Annotated in this window: 8 protein-coding genes; 5 read left to right on the top strand and 3 right to left on the bottom strand. The window is 33.8% G+C overall.

Annotation, left to right across the window (positions count from 1 at the left end):
* Positions 1-167: 167 nt before the first annotated feature.
* Positions 168-959, bottom strand: a complete 792-nt coding sequence (locus CPHY_RS10260) for a TraX family protein (RefSeq protein ID WP_012200004.1) — start codon at positions 957-959, stop codon at positions 168-170.
* Positions 960-1,346: 387 nt separating this feature from the next.
* Positions 1,347-2,243 (bottom strand): 5'-nucleotidase, encoded by an 897-nt coding sequence (locus CPHY_RS10255; protein WP_012200003.1) that lies wholly within the window; start codon positions 2,241-2,243, stop codon positions 1,347-1,349.
* 626 nt (positions 2,244-2,869) lie between these two features.
* On the opposite strand from CPHY_RS10255, the gene CPHY_RS10250 reads away from it, so the two are divergent.
* The 5 genes from CPHY_RS10250 to CPHY_RS10230 all read left to right on the top strand — a co-directional run bounded on the left by CPHY_RS10250 (position 2,870) and on the right by CPHY_RS10230 (position 10,443).
* Positions 2,870-5,131: an ATP-binding cassette domain-containing protein gene (locus CPHY_RS10250; RefSeq protein ID WP_012200002.1), complete on the top strand. Its 2,262-nt coding sequence runs from the start codon at positions 2,870-2,872 to the stop codon at positions 5,129-5,131.
* A 10-nt stretch (positions 5,132-5,141) separates the two neighbouring features.
* Entirely contained in the window at positions 5,142-5,564 is a 423-nt protein-coding gene (locus CPHY_RS10245) for a MarR family winged helix-turn-helix transcriptional regulator (RefSeq protein WP_012200001.1), read from the top strand.
* Between the two features lie 550 nt (positions 5,565-6,114).
* The gene (locus CPHY_RS10240; protein WP_012200000.1) at positions 6,115-7,470 is read left to right on the top strand and encodes an ABC transporter permease; all 1,356 of its coding nucleotides are present in this window, start codon (positions 6,115-6,117) and stop codon (positions 7,468-7,470) included.
* A gap of 4 nt (positions 7,471-7,474) precedes the next feature.
* The gene (locus tag CPHY_RS10235; protein WP_012199999.1) at positions 7,475-8,140 is read left to right on the top strand and encodes an ABC transporter ATP-binding protein; all 666 of its coding nucleotides are present in this window, start codon (positions 7,475-7,477) and stop codon (positions 8,138-8,140) included.
* A 566-nt stretch (positions 8,141-8,706) separates the two neighbouring features.
* Positions 8,707-10,443: a methyl-accepting chemotaxis protein gene (locus tag CPHY_RS10230; protein WP_012199998.1), complete on the top strand. Its 1,737-nt coding sequence runs from the start codon at positions 8,707-8,709 to the stop codon at positions 10,441-10,443.
* Positions 10,444-10,640: 197 nt separating this feature from the next.
* Here the strand turns inward: CPHY_RS10230 and CPHY_RS10225 are convergent, their stop codons facing one another.
* Positions 10,641-12,833, bottom strand: coding sequence for a leucine-rich repeat protein (locus CPHY_RS10225; RefSeq protein ID WP_012199997.1), 2,193 nt, complete (start codon positions 12,831-12,833; stop codon positions 10,641-10,643).
* Positions 12,834-13,154 lie beyond the last annotated feature (321 nt).

Genomic DNA, 13,154 nt, shown 5'->3' with positions numbered 1-13,154 from the left:
AAGAACACTTAGATAACATGACTTGCGAGCCGAGATAAGGCCTACATATAGCAAGCCTTGTTACCTAATCTTATTAAAAGCTTACACTAATATCTTACTACTGTTTTGTAACATTTCAGTCAAAGCGGATATTCTCACTTGCCTACAGGCAAGTTTATCTGCTATCACTACTTCCTCATTAAATAGCACGATAGAATATAAAAAACATAGATATGGGCCGGGTAGAATACATAAAATAAATACTTCATTCCCTTTCCCTTTTTTCCATTATATAAATACAATAGTGGTGCTGCAAAAACCATCATCCACTGGTAATTATTAAAGAACAGACCATGAATACTAAGATCTCCTGTAAAAATAATAGCGACGCATATTGCTATATATGCTATTAATAACTTTTTCTTATTTCCTCTTAATAAGTACATAATTATTCCAATTCCTATGAAAATCGGGCCCCCTTCCACAAAAAGAGGTGTAGGGATAATAAATATCAAATAGAATAAATTTTCCATGTTTACCATAAATAATATTGATAAGGTTATAGGTATTAGAAATAAAACCCCGCCTACGAATATCTTCATTATTCTTTTTTCTTTAATTCCCTTTTTTATAAAATCAATAATACATAGATAGACCGTAATCATAAATAAAGTAACAAATATATTATTCATTATTGCGAAAGAATCTGTTCTCTGAAAATAATTGGGAATGAAGTAATTCCCTATGTTCATTAGAAGTGACCCTATATACAATCTAAGCATATACTTTTTCTTATTTCGTGTGTGTGTATATCCTTCTACTGTCATAAATATGAAGATAGGTGCTACGATTCTTCCTACCCTGTTAAAAGCCACAGGAATAACTCCAGTAAAACCAAAAAATTCATGAATGTGGTCAAATACCATAAATATTAGTCCAATTATTTTTAATTGAAATCCTGTAAGTCCTTTTTCTTTCATTTGTTGCCTCCTTTTAATTATTTTTTTCTTTATTATAAAGAGACAACCTTAAATGATGTTAACCCCAACATTAAATAAACCTTAATTTTAATAAAAAACATTAATTTCGTGAAAAGGGTGGAATCTCCGATAAATGAATAAAATGATAAAAAAATACACACTTAAATCCCTTGATAAAAGTGTGTATACATATTTTGTTTATAATTATTAATTCATTTTTTTGTAAAGTCATAGTGCTACCTCCTGAAGCTACCTATGCTTTACTAATATTGAAGAATCAAAACATACTAAAAAGCGGTAGCTTTGATTAAAACTACCGTTTAGAAATAAAATAACGAAAAAAGAACTCTCTTAGTAAATTAAGGTATTACCATTATCTCCTAATAATTATTGTTTATAAGGAACTCTTGCTGCAGGTACTAGTTTCGAAGCAGGGTCAGTATGTACTGTTTGATCATCAAAGAAAATGTTTGCACCAAAGGCCTTAAGTACTTCACTTTTTTCAATACCACCAAGAAAAAACGCTTCATCTATTCTTACATTCCAAGCCCTTAATGTACGGATTACTCTTTCATGCGCAGGCGCATTTCGTGCAGTAACTAATGCGGTTCGGATAGGAACGGTTTCTTTAGGGAATTGCTGTTGTACAAATGAAAGTGTTTTTAAGAGTTTTGCAAAAGGTCCCTCTGGTAATGGTTCCTGTGCATTGATATGCTCATGCTCAGCGAATGCTTTTAACCCTTTTGATTGAAATAACTGCTCCGATTCATCAGAAAAAATTACTGCATCACCGTCGAAAGCTATTCTTATCTGATCAATCTCTTGATTTGGTTCTATTGGTAATTCCCCGTGAGAACAAATAATACCTGCTGCTATATTCGCATTAATTGCTTCCTGAACGTCATCTTCATTTGCTGATAAAAATAGATCGGTTCTAAAGGCATTAAGATATGGAGAAATTTTCACTCCACCCACTAAAGCTGCTCTGCTTATTTTTAGTCCATAATGTTCAATTGAATTAAATATTCGTAAACTTGTATCAGCACTATTTTTAGACATTATAATAATTTCTGTCAAATGTCTTTCATCTGTATTTAAATTTTGTAGCGCTTTAACAAGAGGGAATGCTGTACCTGGTTTCAGAATATCATTTTCATGTAAAATTTGATAATCCGAATAAGCTCTTAGACCATCACGCTCAAAGATTGTATTTTCTTCTTCTAAATCAAATAATGCACGGGATGAAATACCGACAACGAGTTTATCTTCAAGTTTTAAAGGCATAATTTCCTCACTCCAAATATTAGATTCTATATATAATTAATACAACTTTCTATTATAACTATAATATGTTCCGGATCTTTCCTGATAATCCATATTTTACTAATCGAACCTTAGAACCCTTTGTCATAGAATGGAGAATCTTTATCTTCTCTAATCATGATAAAGCAAAAGTTCGGAAGTACTCTTCTTTCATTGAATAGAGCATACTTCTTAATACTCTCACTCCTATTGAAGTAAATCATTCTATTAACCTATTAGGTTAATAACCATTTTTTATATTATTATTCACCACAATGTTTGACGATATTGTCGCTAGCGTCCATACATTTGATACTCTGTCTATTTTATTATATTGTATTTTACATAATAATACAATTATTTAAATTTACATTTTAGTTATTTTCTTATTATCACTCTATCAAGTAGTCCAAGGCCTATTATCATTAGTCTGTAATGGGGTGCAATTTAAAGGATGTGCTAAATTATATACCGTAAAGTTTAGTTCCTGAACATAGGATCTTTAATCAGAACTTATATTAATCATTGCAATATAAACTAGATAGTGCTAAATTATAGATGTGTCACTCATATATTAACCATATCATATATTATAGAAAGGTAAAACCATGTCTAATGATTATATTAGGGTATTTGGAGCAAGAGAAAGAAATCTAAAAAATATAGATGTTGAAATACCCAAAAAAGAAATCACTGTTTTTACGGGTGTATCAGGTTCAGGTAAATCGTCTTTGGTATTTGATACAATAGCTGCAGAATCCCAAAGACAGTTAAATCAAACATATACTAGTTTTATCCGTCATCGTATGCCGCATTATGGGAAATCTGATGTGGATACAATTGAGAATTTATCGGTAGCTTTTATTATCAATCAAAAACGGATAGGTGGTAATGCTCGCTCAACGGTGGTGACTATTACGGATATTTATTCATTATTGCGTTTATTGTTTTCACGAATTGGAGAACCCTTTGTAGGTTACACCGAAGTATTCTCATTTAATAATCCCGCTGGAATGTGCAGCTACTGCCAGGGGTTAGGAAAGATTGAAACAGTCGACATTGAACGACTACTAGATAAAAATAAATCCTTAAACGATGGAGCTATCTATTTTCCTACTTTTGAACCCGGTGGTTGGCGATTGACCCGTTATATTCATTCAGGATTCTTTGATAACAATAAAATAATTCAGGATTATTCTACTGAAGAACTAGAACTACTGCTTTATGCTGATGGTATTAAAGTAAAAAATCCTGCTCCTGAATGGCATAAAACCTCATTGTATGAGGGACTGATTCCACGTATTGAGCGGAGTTTTCTTAAAAAAGAAGATGGCGAAAAAGTTAGATACAGTAAAGAAATAGAGCGTTTTATTATAAAACAAGATTGCCCCCACTGCCACGGAACACGCCTTAGTGATAAAGTATTGTCCTGCAAAGTGAATGGTAAAAATATTGCGGAATGTGCTGATATACAAATAAATGAACTATTAAAGTTTATCCAATCAATCAAGGATCCTATAGCGGTTACAATCGTTTCTGAGCTTTTGAATCGGCTACAACACATAGTGTCCATTGGATTAGACTATTTAAGTTTGAGCAGAGAAACTTCTACTCTCTCTGGTGGGGAATCTCAAAGAATCAAAATGGTTTGTCAACTGGGTAGTAGCTTAACAGACCTTACTTATATTTTTGATGAACCAAGTATTGGACTTCACCCGCACGATATAAGTAAAATCAATGACCTTATGAAACTTCTGCGCGACAAAGGAAATACCGTACTTATCGTAGAGCATGATCCCGATATGATAAAAATTGCAGACCATGTTATTGATATGGGACCAGGTGCAGGAACTCGTGGAGGCGAAATTATATATCAAGGAAATTTGCAGGGATTGAAAACATCGGATACACTGACAGGAAATTATCTTTCATATCGACCTAAACTAAAAATTGATCCTCGCAGTCCAAAAGGCTGGCTTTCCATTCACAATGCAACACTACACAACTTAAAGAATCTTTCAGTTGAGCTACCCAAAGGGGTGATGACCGTTGTAACTGGCGTTGCCGGTTCCGGGAAAAGTACTCTAATCAATCAAGTGTTACCACATTTTTATCCTGAAACTGTTTTTATTGACCAGAAAGGAATACAAGCATCTAAGCGTTCCAACCTAGCAACATTTACAAATATCTTTGATATTATTAGAAAACTATTTGCCAAAAGCAACGGTGTCAGTGCGTCCCTGTTCAGTTTCAATTCACAAGGCGCTTGTCCTGTTTGTAAAGGATTAGGTGTTACCTATACAGATTTGGCGTTTATGGATACAATTGTTACAGTATGCGAAGAATGTCACGGTAACCGTTACACCGATGAAGTTCTCGCGTATAAGCTAAGAGATAAAAATATTAGTGATATCCTTAAAATGACCGTTTCAGATGCCTTGGAATTTTTTCAGGAAAGAGAAATTATAAAAGTACTCCAAAGGCTTTCAGATGTTGGAATTACCTATATTTCTTTGGGGCAACCCTTGAACACTCTTTCGGGGGGTGAATTACAGCGAATAAAACTTGCTACTGAGCTTGAAAATAACGGTCAAATTTATGTTTTGGACGAACCCTCTACAGGCTTGCATATGGCTGATATAAAACAGTTGATTGGTGTTATGAATCGTCTTGTAGAACAAAACTCAACCCTTATTGTAATCGAACATAATTTAGATATTATCTGTCAGGCGGACTGGATTATTGACTTAGGCCCATATGCCGGACAAAATGGCGGAAACATTATGTTTACAGGGTTACCGAAAGATTTAATGAATTTCGAAGATTCACTTACAGGACATCATCTAAGAAAATATATAATGAACATTTAGGAGGTTATCTATGAATTCAAGAGAATTAGAAGAAAGTTATATTCCCTTTCAATGCATGATTGTTTCGGATACAAATCGCTTTAACGTAGAGGGCGTTTCAACAGCGCAATATTATATATTGGATACATTGAGCAAGCAAGGCCCTAAGACGACTAAGGAACTTGCTGAAATGAAAGGGATTTCGCAGTCAGGCATTTCTAAATTAACGAAACGCTTACTGGATAAAAAGTATATTATTCAAGAAAGGCAAACAGATGACCGCCGGTCTTATAACATTATACTTACCAAAGAGGGAAAATCCTTTCTTAATCGTGTTGACAATTTAGGGAATGAAATAATGAATTTAATAGAAACTGCATTGACAGTGGAAGAAATAAAAGCTTTTTCTATGATGTGTAAAAAAATTACTGATCTATATGCTGAAAAACAATGATCATATTTAAATGAAATGAAAAATCACCTACCTCACAGTAAATAAAAAACGTAGAGTTGGTAGATGATTGCTTTATTGCAGATAGAAGCCAAACGGCGGTATTGAAGAAACATCAAAGCTACTCTTTGGCTTCTTTTACAGGCTCTTTCTCGGCCTTTCTTAGTAATCTCAATTCTTTTCTCTTCATGGTAAAATCTTGCGAAAAACTTTTTTCTTAATTTTATTATGAAATGCACTTAGATGTCACCCTATGCGACATTTAGTGCGAATAAAATTTACTTTTCAAAGCTGATAAAACCTATTTTATTCTTACTATCTTCTATATAGATATTTGTATCTGAAATAGCTTCTTGTAAGTCAAATTGATCCTCATCTATTAAAATTCTCCTGTATGCATCACCTCAAGATATATTATATCCAGACATGTCCTAACTCTTTGTTAAGTGTTAAATCTTTGTTATATTTTTAAAATGCACAAATTAAAATTGCTTAACAGAGATTTTACATCGCTTGTTATACAATCATAACATCAAATTTAGGAGGAACATAAATGTACATTTTAAAAAATTCAATTAAAAATCTGTTTCGTAACAAAGGACGAAACATAATTGTTACTATTATAATTTTAGCAATGCTAACTTTTACTGCTATTTCAATGATTATCAATTCAGCCACAGATAATGTAATCAAAAATTATAAGGAACAGTTCGGTTCGGAGATTTATCTTCAATATGACAATGAAAAAATTGAAGAAGAACAAAAAAATGGGCAATGGGTTGATATCCCTGAAATTTCAGATGATATTAAGATAGCACTATCCGAATCAGAATATTTAAAGGAAACAATGATAAAGGTATTCTATCCAGCTTACGGTAAAGCTCTAAAAGGACTTGGCCAAGAGAAAAGTGAAGATAACAGTAACATTCAAGGCGGTGCTACCACATCTGGTCTTTATCATGAAGCAAATCTGTCAGTATACGGATATAACACACCAGAATTGATGAAGGATTTCAAAGAGGGAAAACGAAAAATTACAAGTGGAAAAATGTTTGAACAGAACAACGAATGCGTAATTAGCGAAGATTTTTCCAAACTGAACAATCTAGAGGTTGGGGATACCATTGATATAAATGATTTATCAAAGGATGCAACATTTTCACCTCTTAAATTAACAATAACAGGAATATATTTTGATTCAACCGAGAACAAATACGGATTTGATTCTGCGTATACAAATCCACGCAACGATATTCTAACCACTTATGAAACAATGAAAAATTATCAAGATAATATTGCCAAAACAAAGCTTTATACTGTTGAGGCTACCTACTATTTGAAAAATCCTGATATGCTAGATGCTTTTAATAAGGAAGCTCACGAAAAAGGACTTCACAAGAATTATTTAATGTCTACAGACGAGCTTAGCTACAACAAAATAGTAAAACCTGCTGAAAGTCTTGCAAATGTTTCAAGTATTTTCCTTGTTGCTGTTTTAATTATTGGCTCTGTTATTCTAATTTTACTATCTGTTCTTTCAATCAGAGAACGTAAATACGAAATTGGAGTACTCCGTGCTATGGGTATGAAAAAAGGAAAAGTAGTACGTGGTATTCTTTATGAATCACTTATTACAATCGCAATTTGTCTTGTAATCGGACTTTCAATCGGTGCTGCTGCTGCACAGCCTGTTTCGGATATGATTTCAGAATCACAAGTTGAAAGGGGTCAAAATAATAATTGGGGTGGTGCTAAGGTAGAGCAGGAAGAAATAGAGGTGGTATTAACTCCAAAAGCTGTACTTAATGTATCTGCTATCGCTCTATTGATTGCTGTTATTTCAAGCAGTGTAGGCGTACTGTTTATTTTGAGATATGAACCAATGAAGATTTTATCGGAAAGGAATTAGAAATATGAGTATTTTAGAGCTTAAAAATGTTTGCTACAAATATGAGGGAACAAGTAAAAATGTTTTATCAAATATCAATCTCAGCTTTGAACAAGGAAATCTATATGCAATTATGGGAAAATCGGGTTCTGGAAAGACCACTCTACTATCCATAATTTCAGGATTAGATTTAGCCACAAGCGGTGAGGTTTTATGGAATGGAAAAAGTTTAAAAGAAATCAATCGTGATGACTATAGAGCAAAAGGAATAGGGGTTATTTTTCAAGGTTATAACCTTTTAACAAATGCAACTGTACTTGAAAACATCATACTTTCCATGAACATTAGCGAAAGTAAAGAAAAAAATAAAAAGCAATTTGCACTTGATATTCTATCCAGAGTTTCTATAGATGAAGAAAAAGCAAACCGTAAAACTTTAAAGCTTAGTGGTGGTGAACAACAACGTGTAGGTATTGCAAGAGCTTTGTCACACGATCCAGATATTATTATTGCTGATGAACCAACCGGAAATTTGGACACAGATACCGAAGAAAGCATTATGGAGATTTTAAAAGATCTTGCCCATAACCAAAATAAATGCGTTATTGTTGTAACTCATTCCAAAAATGTTGCGACCTACGCAGATGAAGTTTTGGGTCTATCACATGGGAATTTAGTAAATGATAAGTAGCATTAAAATGATTTAGAATACTATTTATCAATCTTAATGGAAAAATTTCTATAAAAGCCATGTTACAAATATAATGTTCTGTAAAGAAGGGCTGTTGCATAGTGAATCTGCAATAGCAACTCACACATGACATAAAAATAACCCCTTTCATTAGACAATATCTTTTGTCTAACAAAAGGGGTTCACTTCAGTTAAATCCTTCCACTTCTCCAATATAATCACTCATTAAATAAGTTGTATTATCAGGGATCGTCAGAGTATATGTGATGTATTTATCGTAATAACTTAAAACCTCAAGGTCCATCTGAGAAGCTAGCAATTTACATTGTATTTCAAACGAAAAGTTAAGTTAACGTCGAAACTATAACGTTTTCCTAACTCCTATTTTAAAACAGTCTTAGTCTTTCGTGCTTTTCACCAAATATGTATTATATTTTCGTGTATATTCAACAATTCTACTAACATATCTTTCCTTTTATAGACATATATAGTATAATAATGTTGTATTTAATATCAATTTACGTCATGTTTTTTATACGAAACATCCATGGCAGAAAGGTTGATTTATGAAAAATAGTAAAAAGTTTAGTAAGAAAAAGAATACTAGTATTATTATGAAATTACTTGCCTTAGGTCTACTTCCTTTATTAGTCTTGGATATTGTTCTAACTGTAAGCAGTACTAAAATACTAAAAGAAAGTATAAAGAGTGAGATTGAGAATTCACTAAAGTATGTATCTGCTTCCTTAGTTGAGACCTATACTAATCTGTATCCAGGTGATTATACTACAAATGTCTCTGGTGGCATTAATAAAGGAAAGCAACATATCTCAGGTGACCATCGACTCGTAGATTCTATCAAAGCAAGTTCTGGTTTTGATTGTACCTTATATTTTAATGGTATGAGAATTATTACAACCATTAAACGGGAACAAGATGGTGCACGTGCCGTTGCCTCCTCTCCAGACTCAAAGGTAAGGCAGGATGTCGAAATGGAGGGAAATACCTATTATAGTGATTCCCTCGTCATTGAAGGACAACGCTATTACGCATATTATCAACCTCTTCGTGATCCTGATGGTAAAATCGTGGGTATGGTTTTCGCTGGAAAGGAATATAGTTCCGTTCAAACATCGATTGACTCGCAGATTCTACGTATTTTAATTATTTCGATTATATTTATTGCGCTTTCCGCCATTCTTACGATTCTTATTTCTCGTAGACTCAGCAAAGCCATGACAGAAGCAAACAACTTTTTATCCAAAGTCTCCGAAGGCAACTTAGCTACTTCCTTGCCAAGAAAATATTTACATCGGCGAGATGAAATCGGTCATATCTTGCAAAACTCTGCTTCCTTACAGCAGCAATTACTACATATCGTAAGTAAGATAAAAGCATCCACAGCAGAATTAGTAATCTCCTCAGACACTCTATCCGCTGCCTCCGCCTCCACGGATACAACGGTAAATGAAGTATCTAATGCAATGGATGAAATAGCGAAACAGGCAATGACTCAGGCGAAGCAAACACAAACTGCTTCAGAAAATATTTCGATGATAGATACACAGATGATTTCTATTACGGAAGCAGTTGATGCTCTTACTAAGACAGCACAAACAATGTCAAAAGCAGAAAAACAATCTACTCAAATTCTTCATCAATTGAGCGAATCCAATGATCAGACGATGAACTCAGTTGACAAGATAGCAAAGCAAACTGATACTACGAATCAAGCTGCTCAAGAGATTCAAAAAGCAGTCGGTCTTATTCAAGCCATTGCAGAAGAAACTGATTTGTTATCCTTAAATGCAAGCATAGAAGCTGCTAGAGCCGGTGCCTCCGGTCGTGGATTTACTGTGGTTGCTGAAGAAATCAGAAAACTAGCAGACCAATCCAGAGCTTCCGCTAGCGAGATTGAATTAATTATTAAGAAGCTTCTTCATGAATCCAATACAACAGTTGAAGTTATGAAAGAAGTAAAGTCCAGTATCGATACCCAACAAGCCTATCTTCATCAGACAGAACAAAACTTTGCATCGATTACTGAAGGTATCAATATTTCCTCAGATAATGTAGAGAATATTCGTACAAAAGTCGACGATTTAAATGATTCAAAGAATACGATTGCCAATGTTATTCGTTTACTTGCCTCGATATCACACGAAAATGCAGCTGTAACTGAGCAAACCTCAAGTTCGGCACAGGAACTAGACATTACGGTAAATAACTTGGCAAATTCCTCTCAATCACTTAAAGACATTGCACGTGATTTAGACAATCAACTTTCTGTTTTCAAGCTATAATTTAAATATTATCATTAAAGCAACTGTTTGTCTCAACAAAGGAATAAAGAGCACGCCTTGCTTTAACTACATTGAGCATTGTAAGATAGTTTTTTCAACATAAAAGTCTCAGAACTCTTTATTTTTAAGAATCTGAGACTTTTACTCTTCTTCAACTATTTTACTGTATTTCTAATTTTTCACAGTAACCTTCATTTCTAATTCTTCACAGTAACCTTGCATGAATATTTCTTACCACTCACTGTCGCTGTGATTGTAGCTGTCCCTTTCTTTTTTGCTTGGATCATCCCTGATTGTAATACAGTTACAACAGATTTATCAGTAGTTGTCCATTTCACATCGGATGTCTTTGCATTCAAAAGAAAAAGGAAGGTGCTATCCCATTTTGTTAAAGTGACCTTTGACTTATTTAAGGAAGGATCTTTCACAGTTACCGTGCAAGTATAAGTCTTATTATCATAAGTTGCTGAGATTGTTGTAGTACCTGTACTAACGGGAGTCACCTTACCATTCGTTACAGTTGCGACCTTGGTATTATCAGATTTCCATATGAGCTTTGAATTTGCAACAAAGCGTTGAAATTCATCTTCCAGTTGCAATTGTTTACCATACCAGGATGTATAAAGTGTCAACGTACTATAGCTTAGTGAGTAATTAGATTGAGCAATTCTACTTCCTATCTCACCGATATATTTGTTTAACCAGTCAAATTTCTCCTCCTGTGGATAATATACAACAAAATTTTCTGAACCTGCTCCACCTAAAATATAGCTGTTTTCGTCTAACTCATAAGATAAATAGAGTTTTTCAAGCTTGTCGCAATAAGACAAAGCATACCTATCAATGAATGTTACACTGCTAGGAATCACGAGTGAGGTAATTGACGTATCTGATAATACATAATCATCTAATCGCTTTAGATTGGCAGGCAAGCGAACATATTCCACTGCATTGCAATCTTTAAACATATAACTCCCAAGTTCCTCTACTGAATCAGGAAAAACAACAGCAGTTAGTGATGGACAAAGTTTAAATGCACTTTCTCCTATTTTCTTTACAGAGTTACCCAAATCAATACTCTTCAAATTTGGACATGACCAAAATGCATATTCATCAATTCTAACTACAGTATCAGGGAGTATGATTTCTGTTACCTCTTCATTTCCTGCGAATGCTTCATCGTTGATGATTTTAACTGTATTCGGTACTACCACTTTACCAGAGGCCTTCGTTGCATCTATTAGAACTCCATTAATGATAACAAATGGGGATATTGCTTGTTGTGCAGCCATCCAAGGTGTACCTTCAAATACACCACTTTCTAAATTGGTGGTTTTTGATAAAAAGTTTATTTTTTCAAGCCAATTCAGGCCCGAAAATGCCATACTTTCCACTTCCGTTACAGATTCAGGTATTGTAATTTCCTCCAAACTATCACATCTGACAAATGCCCAAGAAGGAATCGTTGTGAGTTTTTTAGACATTGTTATCTTCTTTAGATTTTCACAGTTGCGAAATACTTCGCTACCTAGCGTTGTTACATTATCATGCATCACTATTTCTTTCACGTCGCAGTTCAAAAAGAAAGCTGAACCCGCGATACTCGTTACTGCGCTTGGAACCACAAACTTTGCTTTTGTATATCCTGTTGCATCCAAAAGATAGTTATCTATAGTCGCAACTTTATCTTTATTATACAAAGATTTTAGGAAGGGAGTTTCCTCAAAAACCCTCTGATCGAATCGAATATCTTTCCCCTTTATGTTCACCTTCTTTAATTTCTTTGCCTCGCTAAATGCACTGGCCCCTACCAATTTCACAGATTCCGGAATTGTAATCGTCTCTAGTGCAGTACTATAAAAGCAGTAGGAACCTATCTTTTCTAACCCTGAATTCATGGTCACAGTCTTTAAATCCATGCATTCATAAAAAGTATACTGCCCCACAACCTTTAGTGTACTTGGAAATGTAACAGAAACAACAGGTTTACCACCAAAAGCACTGCTTAATAGTACATCTTCACGACCAATACATGTAATTCCTTCTGGAATGATTACATTTTTCTCATTACCAAGATAAGCTATTAGACTCGTTCCATTACATAGAAAATCGCCAACACGGTATTGATGTCCTCTTGGCATGTTCGAATAATCAAAGTGATATGGATCATCTGATAGCTTTTCCATACCACCATAAAAAAAGTCATTAATATCTGTATTTACATTATCTTCATCAAGACTACTGACTTCTAAAACTTCATCATATTTTTCATCGTATTCTGATTCACCACTTGCTGCGTATGCAATTGGACTATTAACCAACAAGCATAATGAAGCAGCTATCAAGATCACTCTCTTCTTAAAATTGCTTACAAACCATTTCTTTCTCATTTGCTTCCTCCTCTTATAACTTTGTAATTCCTTTGATTTCAATGCTTCTCATCCTTTCAGTTTCAGTATTTTAATTTCTCACTTCACTAATATGTATTAGTTATGTATTATTTCGAATCAATTAAATCTTCCTTTATAATATACCATATAATGCCATTATTCAACTGAATTTTATTTGATCAACTTACCAATAAATCATGATTCTATCCTAAAGATTTGGTATTAGGTGTTGCTATTATTGTTGCGTACTATCATCTTCAAAACAAGGTTTTTTCTATATCAAAAATGACTACTTCAGAATGTTGCACATCATAAGAAACT

It is taken from the genome of Lachnoclostridium phytofermentans ISDg (assembly GCF_000018685.1).
Classification (GTDB): Bacteria; Bacillota; Clostridia; order Lachnospirales; family Lachnospiraceae; genus Lachnoclostridium; species Lachnoclostridium phytofermentans.
Note: the sequence above shows the minus strand (reverse complement) of the source record. Positions and strands in the feature narration are given on the sequence as shown.